The following is a 16260-nucleotide window of genomic DNA, read 5'->3' as shown; positions in this document are numbered from 1 at the left end:
CAATTGAATAGTGTGGTGGCGATAGCAAGAAGGATACACCTGTAACCATGCCGAACACAGAAGTTAAGCTTCTTAGCGCCGATTGTAGTGAAGGGTTTCCCTTTGTGAGAGTAGGACGTCGCCACGCGTTTTTTTTACCTTATGGGGGTTTAGCTCAGCTGGGAGAGCATCTGCCTTACAAGCAGAGGGTCAGCGGTTCGAACCCGTTAACCCCCATATGAGCCGTTAGCTCAGTTGGTAGAGCATCTGACTTTTAATCAGAGGGTCGCAGGTTCGAGCCCTGCACGGCTCATAGTAATAACCTATGCGGGTGTGGCGGAATTGGCAGACGCACTAGATTTAGGATCTAGCGCCTTCGGGCGTGGGGGTTCAAGTCCCTTCACCCGCACTTAAATCGCCGGCTTAGCTCAGTTGGTAGAGCATCTGATTTGTAATCAGAGGGTCGAGGGTTCAAGTCCTTTAGCCGGCATCAGGATTTATGCGGAAATAGCTCAGTGGTAGAGCACCACCTTGCCAAGGTGGGGGTCGCGGGTTCGAACCCCGTTTTCCGCTTTTGCCAACGCAATAAAGCCGGGGTGGCGGAACTGGCAGACGCACAGGACTTAAAATCCTGCGGTGAGTGATCACCGTACCGGTTCGATTCCGGTCCTCGGCATTTTTATATGATGCGCCCATAGCTCAATTGGATAGAGTGTTTGACTACGGATCAAAAGGTTAGGGGTTCGACTCCTCTTGGGCGCGTAGTCTTTTTATTTTTTTGTTTACTATTATCGGGAAGTAGCTCAGCTTGGTAGAGCACTTGGTTTGGGACCAAGGGGTCGCAGGTTCGAATCCTGTCTTCCCGATTTTTTATGTCTGAAGCAGATATGCTTCAGGCTTTTTTTGTCTTCAGAAATAGTGGATAAAGTATGATACAATAGAACAAACGAGGAGGAATCTTTTTGAAAGGACAAATCATCAAAGCTTTAAGCGGCTTTTATTATGTTGATGCGGCAGACGAAATCTTCCAAACCCGTGGACGGGGGAATTTTCGCAATCGCAATATCACACCATTGGTTGGGGATGAAGTCGTATTTGAAAGCAGCAGTCGGACTGATGGCTACTTATTAGAAGTTTTGCCGCGTAAAAACCAATTGGTGCGTCCCCCTGTGGCGAATGTCGATCAAGGTGTTGTAGTAACAAGCCTGATCGAGCCTAATTTTTCGTATAATTTGCTGGATCGTTTTTTAGTTACACTAGAATATGAAGACATAGAGCCAATCATCTTTTTGACAAAGGCTGATTTAATGGCGGATGAGAAAATGATTCACGAAATTGAAGCAATTTATGAGAAAATCGGCTATCACGTGATCACTTCTAAAGCTGATGGAGAAGAACTACAGGCACTACAAAGGTATTTTCCTGAGCGGCTTACCGTCTTTATGGGACAATCGGGTGCTGGAAAATCTACACTTCTTAATCGGATCATGCCTGAACTTGAGTTGAAAACTGCGGCTATTTCTGAATCATTAGGGCGTGGCAAGCATACGACAAGACACGTTGAACTCTTGCCAATTTGTGATGGTTTAGTGGCAGATACACCAGGTTTTAGTTCCATTGATTTTTTGGAGATCGAGAGCAGTCAGCTGCCTAAGTTATTTCCAGAATTTCAAGCAATAGCAAATCAATGTCGTTTTCGAGAATGTATGCATTTAAATGAGCCTGATTGTGCCGTGAAAGAAGGCGTCAATGAAGGCCACATCGCAGCCTCTCGTTATAACAATTATGTACAATTTTTAGAAGAAGTAGAGAACCGACGTCCGGTTTATAAAAAGAAGAAGTGAGGGAATCCAATGATCAAGTTAGCGCCATCGATTTTAAGTGCTGATTTTGCAAATTTGCAAAGAGATATTGAATTAGTTGAGCAACATGGAGCCGATTATATCCATGTTGATGTTATGGACGGACACTTTGTCCCCAATATTACTTTAGGCCCTAACATCGTTAAAGCGATTCGTCCTGTAACGAAGCTGCCATTAGATGTCCATTTGATGATCACTGAGCCTGAAAATTATATCCATGCATTTGCTGAAGCCGGTGCAGATATTATTGGTGTACATGCCGAAGCAACCGCACATATTCATCGGGCAGTTCAAATGATCATTGCCGAAAATGTGAAAGCTGAAGTTGTGATCAATCCGGGAACACCTGTTTCAGCAATTAAACATGTTTTATCTATGTGTGATCAAGTATTGGTGATGACGGTCAATCCAGGATTTGGTGGTCAATCTTTCATTGAAGAGTCATTAGAAAAAATTAAAGAGTTAGCTGAGCTGAAAGCAGAAAATCAGTACCATTACGATATTGAAGTAGATGGTGGGATCGTACCAGAAACGGCCAAACGTTGCTTAGATGCTGGTGCGAATGTTTTTGTAGCAGGAAGCTATATCTATGATGCGGATGAACCTGCCGCGCAGATCAAGGCGCTGAAAGAAGCATTGCAGTAGATGAGGATCCTATTAGCTGCTGGCGGTAGGCCTGAAACATGGCCAGATCTAATCAACTATGATGTATTTGTTGGCATTGATCGAGGGGCATTTTATTTATTCAATGCTGGGTTTCCTTTGACACTTGCAATAGGTGATTTTGATTCACTGACACCAGAAGAATTGGTTCAAGTAAAAACACAAGCTGAAGCATTTATCCAAGCACCGCCAGAAAAAGATGATACAGATACGCAACTTGCTTTAGCCGAGACTTTGAAACGTTATCCCACAGCTGCCATCGATTTAATCGGTGTGACCGGGGGACGGTTAGACCATTTGCTGGCGAATCTTTGGCTTGTTTTAGAGCCTAGATTTCAACATTATGCAGCAAATATTCGTTTACTTGATCGTCAAAATAGTATTCGTTTTTACTTGCCGGGGAGCCATCTGATCACCCATGAAAAAGGCATGAATTATTTGGCCTATTGTTGTTTGACGCCGGTAGTCAATCTAACTTTAAGAGACAGCAAATATGTATTGAACAATATGGATGTTTCTTACCCAACTTCTTATGCCAGCAATGAGTTTGTCACTGAAACAGCTGCATTTTCATTTGACGAAGGTGTGATAGCGGTGATTCAAAGCCGTGATGAAGAGACCTAGGTCTCTTTTTTTTGTTATTGAAATTTTCAGAAAGTCAATTACAAAAAAAACATTAAGACGGTCAACTTATCTTTTGTTTCAGTGATTTTAATGGTAAAATTAAGCCTATCAGTTTCTAACTATTTGAGGTGTCTTTGTGAAAAAGTTTAATCCGAATAAAAATATTATTATCACATTGATTATTGTGATTTTAGTCGTGACCGTATTGAGTGTGACCATTGCCAAACGTGCAGTGGGTAATTCGACAAATGTTGTTCAATCGACAGTGAATGATACCATGGCGATCGTTGATAAAGTGATCACAGCCCCTATCCGCTGGATTGAAAGTGGTGCCAACTCTGTGAAGAACTTGTTTGTCACGTTTGAAGAAAATGAGCGTCTGAAAGAAAAATTAGACAGCTATGATGAACTTGCCCAATCCAATGAAAATTATCAACGTGAGATTGATGCGTTAAAAGAAGAATTGGCGCTGAATGAAACATTGACCAATTATGATAAAATCTCAGCGAATGTCATTAATCGCTCACCTGATACTTGGCAAGATATGCTAGTTGTCGATCAAGGAACCAAAGACGGTGTTGAGATCAATATGGCAGTCATGTCACAAAAAGGCTTGATTGGTCGTGTGATTGAAGTCAATGCGGCGTCTTCTAAGGTGGAATTGTTGACATCTGAAAATCAAAATTCCAATCATTTTCCAGTGAGGATCAGCGGAGAAGATGGAGAAAACTTTGGTATCTTAAGCAGCTATGACCAAAAAGAAAAATCACTAGTCATTACACAGTTAACGGGCTCAAGCGAGCTAAAAGAAGGCGATGTCGTTCAAACATCTGGCCTCGGTGGGAATTCTCCAGCTGACCTTGCAATCGGTACAGTTGTCAGTACGACCAAAGATGAATTTGGCCTGGATACAAAAGTTTACGTCAAACCGTATGCACAAATGTATGATATTCAAACTGTGACCATTATCAAACGGTTGGCAGGTGATGAATAGCCATGAAAAAGCATGACTATATCAAATATATTTCAGCATTATTCTTGTTTGTGATGATGCTTGTCGATGGACAGTTGACGCGGTTGTTAGAAAAATGGACACAGGATAACTATATTGCCAGTGCGCATGTCTTGCTGATTGCTTTATTATGCGGCGCCCGATATCTGCCGAGAAATTTTCTGATTCCTACAGCGTTGGTTATTGGATGTCTATACGATCTATACTATATAGGTTTGATCGGAATTTATACTGTTGCCTTTCCGTTGATTGTTTGGATCATGTATTTGCTTGATAAAACAATCTATCAAAATATTTTTACCATGTTTTTTGGGATGATCATTTTTGTCACAAGTCTGGAAATCGTTACGCTGAGCATTCAGCTTTTGTTTAAAATTGCATCGGTCAATACGTCCTTTTTTGTATCAAGATTTTTGGCCCCGACATTATTGCTGAATATGATTTTATTTTTTATTTTAGTGATTCCATTTATGAAGCTATTCAAAGAAGAATAGCTTCACTTTTTTTGTTCTGAACCATCGTTAAATGAAATGTTTTTGTAATATTTCCTTTATCAATCTGACATGGGGCTATGTTACAATCAGTTTAGCCTAAATATCTTTAGATATTTTTAAGTAATTGTACATAAAAAAAGCACATTATGAGCATGTCAGCCGGAGGAATGAAGCGTGAAAAAACGTATTTTGTCAGCATTATTAGTAAGTTCGATCGTTCTTACAACAATTGCCACACCGACAATTGTTTCAGCAACTGATTATGACAACAAAATTGAAGCGAAAAATCAAGAAATCACAGATCTAAAAGATCAACAAGCAAGTACGCAAGCGCAGGTTTCAGCACTTGAAAGTGAAGTTGCTGGCATCAACGATAAAGCGCAAAACTTATTGCAGCAGCAAAGTGAATTGCGCAGTGATTCTGAAAAATTGACACAAGAAATTGCTGATTTGAAAGTAAGAATCGAAAAACGCGAAGCAGCCATTCAAGAACAAGCGAGAGATGTTCAAGTCAATGGAAAAAGTTCTTCATTCATCGATGCTGTTTTAGAAGCAGACTCTTTGACCGATGCGATTGGCCGCGTCCAAGCGATGACGACGATCGTGAATGCCAACAATGACTTGGTTGAACAGCAAAAAGCTGATCAAGAAGCAGTCGAAAGCAAAAAAGCTGAAAACGATGAAAAATTAAAGACGATTGAAACCAACCAATATGAGTTGGAAACTCAATTAAGTGATTTGCAAACCAAACAGGCAGCTTTGAATGTTTTGCAAGCTGATTTGGCTCTGCAACAAGCCAGCAAAGAAGATGAAAAAGCTGATCTAGAAAACCAAAAAGCTGAATATGAACCAGAACAAGCCCGCATTGCTGCGGAAGAAGCTGCTGCCAAGGAAGCTGCTGCCAAAGAAGCCGCTGAAGCACAACAAGAAGCCGAAGCTACTGCAGCTCAAAGTACTGAATCATCTACAACTGCTAGCTCAAATGAAGGATCAACAAGTTCAGCATCATCAACGAATCAATCTTCAAATAACGACAGCAATACAGAGACTTCAACTTCTGAGAGCAATTCAAGCAATACATCAAGTAATAGCCAAGAATCAGAGAATACCGATTCATCAACTAATAACTCAGGGTCGACGACTGATTCCGGCAGCACATCAGCACCTGCGCAATCAGTGGATGGTGCAGCCATTATTGCGGAAGCACAAAAATACATTGGCACACCTTATCTGTGGGGTGGTTCAACACCTAATGGTTTCGACTGTTCTGGTTTCACGCAATATGTTTTTGCTAAAGTCGGCATTTCATTGCCTCGGGTGACGTATACGCAAGAATATGCAGGTACTGTTATTTCAATCGATGAGGCCAAAGCGGGTGACTTGCTATTTTGGGGCAGTCGCGGCAGCACCCGTCATGTGGCGATCGCTATGGGAAATGGACAATACATCCATGCACCAACAACTGGTCAAACTGTATCAATCAGTAGTTATTCATACTACTCTCCAGATTTTGCGGTTCGCGTAAATTAATCAAAATGATCTTCAAAAAAAGCTGGCGTTTGACGTCAGCTTTTTTAGTGTCTTATACTATTCTTGCAGAAGAAACGATGGAAGGCAGTATTTTCATAGGGTCGAAAGTTAATGTGAAGTTCGAGAGAAAGGTAACAAGCATGATAAAACGCACATATGCAGCCAGAGAAAAAATGGATACGCTTAAATTTTATACAAACTACCTCACCAGAATGATGATGCCTAATTTGAGTATATTTATTGCTTGGATGCTCATCTCTTTGGTTTTGACCCAGCTAAATGTCGAATCAGCAATCATTCAACAAGCGGAAAAAGGCATCTTTCAGTTTGTGCTGCCATTAATGATCGCCTATACAGGAGGGGAACTTCAGTATCACGGCCGAGGAGGGATTACAGCTATCCTCGCTGTATTCGGCTTGATTTTAATGACAGATGCACCCCAAGTATTTGGTGCGATGGCACTTGGTCCAAGTGCTGGTTGGCTGATCAAACAGTTGGATATGAGAATCAAAAATAAAGTACCAACCGGATATGAAATGATTACTTCGAATATATCGGTAGGTTTTGTGGGCGGCTTGCTTTTTTTGCTTAGTTTCTTTTTATTGGCGCCTTTGTTCGAAAGCGTCAATCAAGCAAGTTATCGAATGGTTGACTTCTTTATTAACAAAAATGCGATTGCCATTATCCATATCATTCTTGAACCGATGAAGATTTTCTTTTTCAATAATGTCATCAATCATGGTTTGTTGACTCCTTTGGGCATTGAAGATACTGCTGTCCATGGTCGCTCACTTTTGTTTTTGATTGAAACCAATCCTGGACCGGGGATGGGGGTCTTAGCGGCTTATTGCTGGTTGAGCGCAAAGCCAATGCGAACTAACGCTGCTACTGCAATCGTCGTCCAGGCGTTGGGCGGTATCCATGAGGTGTATTTTCCATTTGTCTTGCTTCATCCAGCACTGTTTCTGGCGCCAATCATGGGGGGCATTAGCGGCACATTGATTTTTCAATTATTTGATGCGGGACTCAAGGCACCCGCATCACCAGGTTCAATCCTCATCCTCTTGGCCAATGCCCCTTTGACAAAAATGGCTGCTGTTCTAGGAGGAATTGTCATTAGTATGTTTGTTTCATTTACCATAGCAAGTATTGTTCTGAGAAGAAGCAGTCCAAAGTACGAGGTGAAAAATATGCCAAAGATCAATCAAATCACTGAGATCATCGTTGCTTGCGATGCTGGTATGGGCTCTAGTGCGATCGGTGCCAGTATGTTAAAACGCCAATTGCAAGCAGCTCAGATAACCTTGCCTGTTCGATATGAATCGATTTATCGTGTCACGGATCAAGACAATATTTTGCTGGTCACACAAAAAGAACTGGCTGCACTTGCCCAAAAGCAAGCACCATCTGCCCAACACTTTCATGTTGGAAACTTTTTAGATACAGCTGAATATGATCAGCTGATCTATCACATCCAAACAACACAAGCACCAGACGATCCCACTACGGCGATGGCCCCACAGTCTACAGTACGTGCAATGGTCTTTTTGTATCAGGGAACGGTACGAGGATCACAAACGATGGCAGTAGAGTTGGTCAAAAAAATGGTTTCTGAGGAAGGGTTATCGATTGAAATCAGTAAAGCACCATTGGAAGAGGTGTCTTTTTCTAAAGATGTGATCTATATCGCTTCAGAAGAATTAGCAAAGACAGTAGATGCCAAAGGCGCAGCACTATTTGCAGTCAACGACATGCTGCAAATGGAACAATATCGTCAGTTGCTGACAGAAGGAGCCGACTATGTTCTTAACCAAACGCGAAACGATTTTATTAACTGAACTAATGAATAGTGCAGGGCCTGTATCGTTGGATCGAATGATGCAAGTCTTAAAAGTCAGCAAGCGGACACTCTATAGAGAACTCGCTAACTTGGAAAATTCTTTGCAGCGAGTGGATGCATCATTGGAAAAGAGTGGCCGCGGTGCTTTCCAAATCATTGCTTCAGAACAAGGGTTCCGACAATTGCAAGAAGCGATCATGACGGACACAGGGCAAGAATTTGCCGCCAATGAACGACAACACCATATTCTATTACAACTGACGATGGCAAAGGAGCCAGTATCGATTCACGATCTATTAGCAACCTATCAAATCAGCAATACGACCTTTTTTGCCGACATCAAACAATTGGAGGAAAGTTTAGCGCGCTTGCCTTTGCGGATTGTCCGCAACCAGGGCTATGAAATCCAAGGATCGGAAAAATATCGCCGCTTGGTAACTGCCAATACGATGGTGATGGAAATCAATGAGTATCAGTTTTTTCACTTGCCCGAAGCAGAAGAGCAAGAGCGATCCGTTTTTCAATTCATCTCTCGTACCCACTTATTGTTGGCACAGCGTTTGGTTCGCGAGATGATCGAGCCTAAGTTTACAGAACTTAGTGATCGTAAATTGGCGTTTATTATCTTGATGTTGGCATTGGCGATGGATCGTGTCGAGCAAGGGCATGCTGTAGAAGAAGAAACCTATCCTAGCCAACTCAATAAAGGACTCTTAAAGGCAGCGAAGCAAGTCTTTGGTAAAGTGGCTGAGCAGACCAAGTTGTTGTATTCTATCAATGAAATTGTCTTTTTTGCTGTTCTGTTGGGTGATTTTGCCAATTCATTTGATCGAGATTTTTTTGATGAAAATTTCGATACTGATTTGGCTTATCGGGTCAAACGTCTGATAGAAGGTGTCAGCAAGCAAACTGAGGCGGCATTTTATGAGGATACCAATCTCTATAAAATGTTATTGACACATATTTCTGGGGTGATGACGCGGGCAATTTTAGAAGAAAATCAATTGAATAATCCAATCTTAGAAAAAATCATGAATCAATATGTAGAGATAGCGGCTGCCATCAGAAGCAACTTGCCGCATATCTTTTCGCAACAACAATTTTCCGAAGAAGAAATTGCCTACATGGTCTTGCATTTTGCTAATTCCTTAGAGAAAAATCCTAAAGTATTAGAAGTTAATATTGCAGGGGTTTCACCTAGTGGCTTAGCCTCAATCAGTTTGTTGGAGATGCAGTTGCGAAAACATTTTCCGTTCATCAACCAAATCACCTTTTTTCGCGTGGGAGATGTGCAGCGGGAGAAAATCGAAGAACACTACGACTTGATTATTTCTACTTCGTTGCTGCCGGGTTATCAAGGAAACTATCAACTGGTTTCACCGATATTACTAGACGAAGATATCAAAAAACTTAAAACGGCCTTTCAAGAAATCAGTCAGCAAAAGCACTCGGCCCATAAAGCACCTCCGCAAGCGAGTAAAAGTGATACCTATGAAGAAGTTTTGGCCTTTATTGACGCTATCAACGCTTTGTTAGCTCTGTTTCGTGTTGAAATGATCGACAACAGTCTCGATTTAGAACAAACCCTTGCTGAAGTCATGGCTCGTTTTGAAAGAACGCTGATTGCTGATCCCAAAAAAGTAGCTGGAAAATTGTTAAAACGGTATCTTCAAGCACCGGTTGGTATACCCGACACGCATGTTGCTTTGTTCCATGCATCGAGTTCAGCGATTCTGGCGCCGGTCTTTCGCATCTTTGATTTACGCCAACCTTTAGAACTATTCGCGATGGACAAAAAAGAAATCACGGTCACACGGCTGCTCGTTATGCTTGCACCTTATCCAATCAATGAAAAAAGCAGCCAAATGCTTGGGAAAATCAGCGGATCGATCATTATGAATGATTTGAATACTGAGATATTCAACTCGGGGAATGAATCGATCATTTACCAGTTGTTGTCATCCCTTTTGATTGAAGAAGTCAAACAATAGGAGGAATACGCGTTGTATATTCCAATCGAACGAATTATTGTTAACCAGCAATTTGCCAGTGCGGAAATTGCTTTACAGGAAATTGGTGCCTATCTGGTACAACAGGGCATCGTTGCTGAACCCTATGTCGATAGCTTGTTGCGTCGGCAACAGCAGTACGGTGTCTATATTGGTAATTTTGTGGCATTGCCTCACGCTGAAGAACAGGCGCATCAATGGATCATGGAAGAAGGGGTCTTTTTATTCCAAGTACCTGATGGTGTAGATTTCGGTACTGCAGCAGAAGCCAAGATCGCCACGATTTTGTTCGTGGTCATTCTGAAAGAAAAGCAGTTATCTTTTTTACAGGAGATTGCCTTTTTTTGTTCAGATATCCAAAACGTCCGCTTACTCAGCGATGCCAGCAGCCCGCAAGAGATACAGCAAATTTTACTAGCTGAAGAATGAAGCAATCTGGAAGCTTAGCAAGTATATCTTGCTAGGCTTTTTTTGCGTGGAAAATATTTGGCACAGCTTTTTGTGCCAAAGGGCGACTTTCGGCAAGTTTCGTAAGCGCCTACAATGAGGGTGTCAAGAAAACGAAGGGAGTTAGGAAAATGGAACAAGTACAAGGAGCAAATAAATCATCGCTGAAAGCCAAAGTCCAAAAACTGGGGAGCACGTTATCAAGTATGGTGATGCCGAATATCGGCGCATTGATTGCATGGGGTGTATTAACGGCATTATTTATTCCAGATGGTTATTTACCAAATGAATCTTTCGCAACGATGGTCGGTCCGATGTTGACTTATTTGATCCCAATATTGATTGGCTACACTGGTGGGAAAGTGATTGCTGGTGACCGCGGTGCGGTCGTGGGCGCGATTGCGACAATGGGTGTGATTGTCGGAACAGATATCCCGATGCTGCTGGGAGCCATGATCATGGGTCCTTTAGGCGGCTGGGTGATCAAGAAATTTGACGAAATGTTTCAAGATAAAATCCGAGCTGGCTTTGAGATGCTGGTCAACAACTTCTCAGCAGGTTTGATCGGTTTTGCTTTAGCTTTACTAGGATTTGTTGCAATTGGTCCAGTTGTCAATACATTGACTGAAGCCATGGCTTCTGGTGTAGAAGTGATCGTCAATGCTCATTTGATTCCACTGGCAAATATCTTTATTGAACCAGCAAAAATTTTATTTTTGAACAACGCAATCAACCACGGTATTTTGACACCGCTTGGCACTGAACAAGTGAGTGAATTCGGTAAATCGATTCTTTATCTATTAGAAGCAAACCCTGGACCAGGTTTGGGTGTCTTGCTTGCTTTCACTTTGTTTGGCAAAGGGGCTGCAAAATCCTCTGCGCCAGGTGCGATTATCATTCATTTTATTGGCGGAATCCACGAAATTTATTTCCCATACGTAATGATGAAACCAATTATGTTTTTAGCAGTAATAGCCGGTGGGGTTTCTGGTAGTTTCACCTTCCAATTACTAGGTGCTGGATTACGCGCACCCGCTTCACCAGGATCAATCATTGCGATCATGGCCATGACCCCATTTAACTCAGTCATGAGTGTAGTATCCGTATTAGCCGGAATCGCGGTGGGTGCCGGGGTATCATTTGTGATCGCCGCAGCGATCTTGAAAGCCGATGCCAAAAATACTGTTGATAACTTTGAAGAACAAGTCCAACAAACACAAGCGGCAAAACTCAGCGCAAAAGGGATCGCCGTACAACCTGTCAGCGGTATCAACCGGATCATCTTTGCTTGTGATGCAGGCATGGGCTCTAGTGCTATGGGCGCATCGATTTTGCGGAAGAAAGTCAAAGAAGCTGGTCTAGCACAACAAGTCAGCAATTCTGCGATCAACAATTTACAAGACGATGTCAACGCATTGATCGTGACGCAAGAAGAACTGCAAGAACGGGCAAAGCAAAAAGCACCAAATGCGACCTTTGTAGCAGTTGAAAATTTTCTGAATTCACCTCGCTACGATGAAATCGTTGCAAGTCTTTCAGGCAATACAGGTGAAGAAGCAAAAAAGCCTGAAGCGTTTCAACCAGAAGAACAGTTTTCATCAAATGAGTTGAAACATGTCAATGAAATTATTTTGGCCCACGATGACCGTAAGGGATCGGCTACGATGGCAAAAAAAGTCGTCCAAGATCTACTGACCAAAGAGTCATTGACAGTGCCAATCAGAAAGAGTCATATCAATGATCTGCAGGCGAGTGCCTCATCGTTGGTCATTACCAAAGAAGCATTGACCCAGCAAGCCAAAAATACAGCACCTGAAGCCATTCATTTTTCTGTTAATAGCTTGATGGGCAATACCAACTATCAACGAATCATCTCTTCACTGAAAGAAACAGTATAGGAAGGTGTGTACGATGAAAGAATTACAAAAAGAAATGATCGAACTGAATAAACAGTTTGCGACAAAGGAAGAAGCCATTCGCTACTGTGGAGAAAAGTTATTGGCCGCAGGCTGCGTTGAACCCGAATATGTCGATGCAATGGTGGTCAGAGATGAGATGCTTTCTGTCTATATGGGGAATTTTATCGCTATTCCCCATGGAACAGATGAAGCCAAGAAATATGTCAAAGAATCTGGGATCTGTATCGTACAAGTGCCAGACGGTGTCAACTTTGGTACAGCTGAAGAAGAAAAAATCGTGACGGTTCTTTTCGGGATCGCCGGCAAAGGGGAAGACCATTTGCAACTGGTCCAACAAATCGCCCTGTTCTGCAGTGACATCGACAATGTTGTTGAATTGGCTGATGCACTGGACAAAGAAGAAATTGCCAGAAGCTTAACGGTGGCATAAGGGGGAAACAAAGATGAAAGCAGTTCATTTCGGTGCCGGCAATATTGGCCGGGGATTTATTGGCGAGATATTAGCCAACAATGACTTTGAGATTACATTTATCGATGTCAATGATACAATCATTGACGCCTTGAAAGCGCGAGAAAGTTATACGATCGCACTAGCAGATGATAGCCACGAACAGATCCAGATCGATCACGTGACTGGGTTAAATAATGCCAAAGAACCCGAAGCAGTGATCCAAGCGATCGCTGAAGCAGACATTCTGACTACGGCGATCGGCCCCAATATTTTGCCGCGGATTGCTGCATTGATCGCCCAAGGTCTAGAAGCCCGCGCACAAGATACGACGAAGCAGCCAATCGATGTGATCGCGTGTGAGAATATGATAGGTGGATCAACCTTCCTGAAAAGTGAAGTTCAAAAACATCTCGCAAATTGGCAAGAGATCGAGGCAACAGTAGGCTTTCCGGATGCAGCCGTGGATCGAATCGTTCCCATGCAGCAGCATGATGATCCATTGTTTGTGCAAGTCGAACCTTTCAGCGAATGGGTCATCCAAGAAACAGGAATGAAATCAGGCATTTACTTAAACGGTGTCCACTATGTTGCCGATCTGGAACCGTATATTGAACGGAAATTGTTTAGTGTCAATACTGGGCATGCCACAGTTGCCTATACAGGCGCATTGCAAGGCTATCAGACGATCGATGAAGCGATGCAAGACCATTTAGTTGTTATTCAGCTAAAATCGGTCTTAGAAGAAACTGGACGGCTATTGATTGAGAAATGGGATTTTGATCCTGAAGAACATGAACAATATATCGAAAAAATCATCCAGCGCTTCAAAAATAAATATATTTCTGATGCTATTACCCGCGTAGCACGGACGCCTGTGCGGAAATTAGGAACGGAGGAACGGTTTATCCGTCCAGTCTTGGAATTGGAAAAACGCAATGTCCAGCCAGAGCATCTGTATGAAACGATTGGAATGATCTTTAATTACCATGATCCAGAAGATGAACAAAGTCGCCAACTGCAAGCACTTTTGGCAGAAAAAGAGTTGTCAGAAGTGATTACAGAAGTGACTGGTCTGACGGATGTCGAAATGATTGACCTCATTCGGCAAAATATCGAAAAATATGCCTATGTGGCAGCATAAAGCAACAACCACTGGTTTGACTCAATTTTAGAGTCAAACCAGTGGTTTTATCATTTCTAGGATTGACTTTTATCTGGTCTAGCTGATAATAGAGAGTGAAATGAGGGGATCATATGGATAGATGGTTTGAAGAAGCACAGCTGCATGTCGTTGAGCTGCCAGTTGAATGGGTAGAAGACCGCCCATTGTATCAGGCATTTATTCGCGAGTTGCCGACGCTGCAAGCACAAGGCTCTTCTCGTCAAGCAGTCTATCGGCAATTGGCCGAGTTGTACGCGGCATATGCGGCACAACTAAGAGAGCGTGCCGAATCAACGGAAGAGATGACCTCTTCTTTACTGACGACGGAAGAACTGTTGAAATATTATGATGGTGAAACCTTCGATGGGTTTGAATTGCCGCAAAATGACTAAAAAAAATCAGCCGCTGACTTTGATCAGCTGGCTGATTTTTTGCAGGATATGAACGCCCTGCAATGGAGACATTATTTCAATGCATCAACGATCGCTTGATTGAAAGCGGGGATGTCGTCAGGATTCCGACTGGTGATCACACGATAGGTCTCATCGATCACCACAGGTTGATCTTTGACATCCGCGCCTGCGTAAGCCAAATCAGGGCGTACTGAATCATACGCAGTCAATGTCAGTTTATCTGTTAAACCAGTTTGAATAAACAGCTGTGGGCCATGGCAAATGGCAAAAACTGGCCGATCTGAGTTGATGAAAGCTTTAGTCAGATCCACATAACGGTTATCTGCTCGTAGTTGATCAGGAGAGAATCCGCCTGGGATCAACAAGGCATCGAAACGATCTGGGTCAATGGCATCGATGGTTGTGTCCACCGCGAAGGTCCCGCCTTGTTTGCCGGTTACTTGAGAAGTGCCTTCATTACTAATCACGACGACATCGTGTCCGGCAGCTTCTAACGCTTCCTTAGGTGCTGTCAATTCAATATCTTCTACTAAATCTGTGACGATCACTGCAACTTTACTCATATGATTTCCTCCTTATGACTTGATGGACAAGACGTCCACCTGTTACTATTTATGCTAACGAAGTTTGTCATTGCTGACAAATGATTTGTTTGGCAGCGAGACATACGTCTATCAAAGAAAGAGGTGCCTGATGTGGCTGAGATCGAGTTATATATAGCAGAAGATCCTTTATGTTTAGAGAAGGTGACGTTACACTTTATGGGCAGCGAGGTGAGCCGCGCGCCACAAAAAATATTTGAAAAAGCCGATGCCAGGATGCACGAATCAGTAGATCACTTATGTACAGTGCTTATAGAAGAGGCAATCACTCAGTTAGAAGCAATTGGCGAAGAGTCAGATTATCTTGATCTCATCTATCTCAGGATCAAGGATGTTTATCAGACGAGAAGCGGCAAACAATTGATACAATACCCTTTCCCTAATATGGAGGCTGCATTAAGACCGATCATGATGGAGGTAGCTGAGCCAATCGCTGAGAAGTTCTATGAGGAACTGACCAATCAATTGGAAGAACTTACAGACGACGAGTTGTTCAGTACCTACTACCTTGATGACCAACAGGTCGTGATCCAATTGACGGCGCCAATCGACTATGAAGAAATTTTGGCCATCGACACTTTGATCAGAAATTACCACGACACACTGCACATCGTGTATGAAAAAATCTATCCCTATATCGTTTAACGACTGCTAAGACAGTCGTTTTTTGTTGCAAACGGATGCAAGTTTAGCTTTTTTTTAAATCAAGCCAATTGTTGCTAAGAAACCTTGACCCTTGTGAAAGAAACGATTATAAAGAAAATAAGCGGTGCAATCCTTTAAGCCAGATGTGCATCAAATAGAGAAAGAAAAGGATGAGATCTATGCGCAAAGTTCCGCCAATTTTGAAACCAATTGCTTTATTGACGATTTCAACGATCATCGCTACGGCAACGGGCGTCGTCAATTCTCAAAGTTACCGTGCCCCAAGTACGAGCAGCCAAACAAATGAATCGACTGACCAGTCCGTACCCGCGTCGACACAAACCTCAGTGAGTCAAGAAACGGGTGAACAACAAACACAGCCGACAAGCAGTTCTCAATCTATGGAGCAAGAGCAGCCAGCTTCATCGGTTGATCAAAACGTGACAGAAGAAACAAGCAGTGTGACAACGGATGACAGTACGACACCTTCCAGCGAGGCGAATACTGAACAAGAAAGCCAAGAAAATCAACAAACGCCAGCTTCTAGTGAAGAGAATAGTGTGGATCCACAAGTCGTTACAGACGAAAATCAAGATGAGTAGGTGAAG

General features: G+C 42.6%; 16 protein-coding genes, 8 tRNA genes and 1 rRNA gene. 24 read left to right on the top strand and 1 reads right to left on the bottom strand.

The window, feature by feature from the left end:
• Window positions 1–11 precede the first annotated feature (11 nt).
• From rrf to ACYVRS_RS04140, 22 genes are all read left to right on the top strand, one after another.
• Window positions 12–127 (top strand): 5S ribosomal RNA (rrf, locus tag ACYVRS_RS04245).
• 16 nt (window positions 128–143) lie between these two features.
• Window positions 144–216 (top strand) — tRNA-Val (locus tag ACYVRS_RS04240).
• A gap of 3 nt (window positions 217–219) precedes the next feature.
• A tRNA-Lys gene (locus ACYVRS_RS04235) sits at window positions 220–292 on the top strand.
• Window positions 293–306: 14 nt separating this feature from the next.
• Window positions 307–388 (top strand) — tRNA-Leu (locus ACYVRS_RS04230).
• An 8-nt stretch (window positions 389–396) separates the two neighbouring features.
• A tRNA-Thr gene (locus tag ACYVRS_RS04225) sits at window positions 397–469 on the top strand.
• An 11-nt stretch (window positions 470–480) separates the two neighbouring features.
• Window positions 481–552, top strand: a tRNA-Gly gene (locus tag ACYVRS_RS04220).
• A gap of 17 nt (window positions 553–569) precedes the next feature.
• Window positions 570–655 (top strand) — tRNA-Leu (locus tag ACYVRS_RS04215).
• A 12-nt stretch (window positions 656–667) separates the two neighbouring features.
• Window positions 668–741 (top strand) — tRNA-Arg (locus ACYVRS_RS04210).
• A gap of 30 nt (window positions 742–771) precedes the next feature.
• A tRNA-Pro gene (locus ACYVRS_RS04205) sits at window positions 772–845 on the top strand.
• A gap of 96 nt (window positions 846–941) precedes the next feature.
• Entirely contained in the window at window positions 942–1823 is an 882-nt protein-coding gene (gene rsgA / locus ACYVRS_RS04200; RefSeq protein ID WP_312542818.1) for a ribosome small subunit-dependent GTPase A, read from the top strand.
• 12 nt (window positions 1824–1835) lie between these two features.
• The gene (gene rpe, locus ACYVRS_RS04195; RefSeq protein ID WP_054114899.1) at window positions 1836–2486 is read left to right on the top strand and encodes a ribulose-phosphate 3-epimerase; all 651 of its coding nucleotides are present in this window, start codon (window positions 1836–1838) and stop codon (window positions 2484–2486) included.
• The gene (locus tag ACYVRS_RS04190) at window positions 2487–3128 is read left to right on the top strand and encodes a thiamine diphosphokinase (RefSeq protein WP_313540813.1); all 642 of its coding nucleotides are present in this window, start codon (window positions 2487–2489) and stop codon (window positions 3126–3128) included. It begins immediately after the preceding gene.
• A 136-nt stretch (window positions 3129–3264) separates the two neighbouring features.
• Entirely contained in the window at window positions 3265–4122 is an 858-nt protein-coding gene (mreC, locus tag ACYVRS_RS04185; RefSeq protein WP_312498424.1) for a rod shape-determining protein MreC, read from the top strand.
• Window positions 4123–4124: 2 nt separating this feature from the next.
• Window positions 4125–4634, top strand: a complete 510-nt coding sequence (gene mreD, locus ACYVRS_RS04180) for a rod shape-determining protein MreD (RefSeq protein WP_054114821.1) — start codon at window positions 4125–4127, stop codon at window positions 4632–4634.
• Between the two features lie 174 nt (window positions 4635–4808).
• The gene (locus ACYVRS_RS04175) at window positions 4809–6164 is read left to right on the top strand and encodes a C40 family peptidase (RefSeq protein WP_461202640.1); all 1356 of its coding nucleotides are present in this window, start codon (window positions 4809–4811) and stop codon (window positions 6162–6164) included.
• A gap of 140 nt (window positions 6165–6304) precedes the next feature.
• Window positions 6305–8002: a PTS sugar transporter subunit IIBC family protein gene (locus ACYVRS_RS04170; RefSeq protein ID WP_461202638.1), complete on the top strand. Its 1698-nt coding sequence runs from the start codon at window positions 6305–6307 to the stop codon at window positions 8000–8002.
• A complete protein-coding gene (locus ACYVRS_RS04165) occupies window positions 7965–9995 on the top strand; it encodes a BglG family transcription antiterminator (RefSeq protein ID WP_461202636.1) in 2031 nt (676 codons plus the stop codon). Before ACYVRS_RS04170 ends, ACYVRS_RS04165 begins: the two co-directional genes overlap by 38 nt.
• Before the next feature lie 12 nt (window positions 9996–10007).
• Window positions 10008–10442, top strand: coding sequence for a PTS mannitol transporter subunit IIA (locus ACYVRS_RS04160; RefSeq protein ID WP_312542822.1), 435 nt, complete (start codon window positions 10008–10010; stop codon window positions 10440–10442).
• A gap of 149 nt (window positions 10443–10591) precedes the next feature.
• Window positions 10592–12358 (top strand): PTS mannitol transporter subunit IIBC, encoded by a 1767-nt coding sequence (locus tag ACYVRS_RS04155; RefSeq protein WP_461202633.1) that lies wholly within the window; start codon window positions 10592–10594, stop codon window positions 12356–12358.
• 13 nt (window positions 12359–12371) lie between these two features.
• On the top strand, window positions 12372–12809 hold the full coding sequence (locus tag ACYVRS_RS04150; protein ID WP_054114826.1) for a PTS mannitol transporter subunit IIA: 438 nt from the start codon (window positions 12372–12374) through the stop codon (window positions 12807–12809).
• Window positions 12810–12822: 13 nt separating this feature from the next.
• Complete coding sequence (locus ACYVRS_RS04145; RefSeq protein WP_054114827.1) at window positions 12823–13971, top strand: mannitol-1-phosphate 5-dehydrogenase; 1149 nt, start codon at window positions 12823–12825, stop codon at window positions 13969–13971.
• Window positions 13972–14084: 113 nt separating this feature from the next.
• Entirely contained in the window at window positions 14085–14384 is a 300-nt protein-coding gene (locus ACYVRS_RS04140) for a hypothetical protein (RefSeq protein ID WP_312498413.1), read from the top strand.
• A gap of 71 nt (window positions 14385–14455) precedes the next feature.
• Here ACYVRS_RS04140 and ACYVRS_RS04135 read toward each other — a convergent pair whose 3' ends face one another.
• Window positions 14456–14968 carry a type 1 glutamine amidotransferase domain-containing protein gene (locus ACYVRS_RS04135; RefSeq protein WP_313540162.1) on the bottom strand — a complete coding sequence of 171 codons (513 nt, stop codon included), beginning with the start codon at window positions 14966–14968 and terminating at the stop codon, window positions 14456–14458.
• 132 nt (window positions 14969–15100) lie between these two features.
• On the opposite strand from ACYVRS_RS04135, the gene ACYVRS_RS04130 reads away from it, so the two are divergent.
• Both ACYVRS_RS04130 and ACYVRS_RS04125 read left to right on the top strand, forming a co-directional pair.
• Window positions 15101–15652 (top strand): hypothetical protein, encoded by a 552-nt coding sequence (locus ACYVRS_RS04130; protein WP_313540164.1) that lies wholly within the window; start codon window positions 15101–15103, stop codon window positions 15650–15652.
• A gap of 179 nt (window positions 15653–15831) precedes the next feature.
• Complete coding sequence (locus tag ACYVRS_RS04125) at window positions 15832–16254, top strand: hypothetical protein (protein ID WP_313540167.1); 423 nt, start codon at window positions 15832–15834, stop codon at window positions 16252–16254.
• The last annotated feature ends 6 nt before the right edge of the window (window positions 16255–16260 follow it).

The organism is Enterococcus salsurae, assembly GCF_054784955.1.
The sequence above is the reverse complement of the archived record's forward strand: the minus strand, read 5'-3'. Positions and strand labels throughout refer to the sequence as shown.

Coding starts and splice junctions, on each gene's coding strand:
- ACYVRS_RS04190 (WP_313540813.1), top strand. CDS start 2,487: ATGAGGATCCTATTAGCTGCTGGCGGTAGGCCTGAAACATGGCCAGAT.
- mreD (WP_054114821.1), top strand. CDS start 4,125: ATGAAAAAGCATGACTATATCAAATATATTTCAGCATTATTCTTGTTT.
- ACYVRS_RS04170 (WP_461202638.1), top strand. CDS start 6,305: ATGATAAAACGCACATATGCAGCCAGAGAAAAAATGGATACGCTTAAA.
- ACYVRS_RS04165 (WP_461202636.1), top strand. CDS start 7,965: ATGTTCTTAACCAAACGCGAAACGATTTTATTAACTGAACTAATGAAT.
- ACYVRS_RS04155 (WP_461202633.1), top strand. CDS start 10,592: ATGGAACAAGTACAAGGAGCAAATAAATCATCGCTGAAAGCCAAAGTC.
- ACYVRS_RS04150 (WP_054114826.1), top strand. CDS start 12,372: ATGAAAGAATTACAAAAAGAAATGATCGAACTGAATAAACAGTTTGCG.
- ACYVRS_RS04145 (WP_054114827.1), top strand. CDS start 12,823: ATGAAAGCAGTTCATTTCGGTGCCGGCAATATTGGCCGGGGATTTATT.
- ACYVRS_RS04140 (WP_312498413.1), top strand. CDS start 14,085: ATGGATAGATGGTTTGAAGAAGCACAGCTGCATGTCGTTGAGCTGCCA.
- ACYVRS_RS04135 (WP_313540162.1), bottom strand. CDS start 14,968: ATGAGTAAAGTTGCAGTGATCGTCACAGATTTAGTAGAAGATATTGAA.
- ACYVRS_RS04125 (WP_313540167.1), top strand. CDS start 15,832: ATGCGCAAAGTTCCGCCAATTTTGAAACCAATTGCTTTATTGACGATT.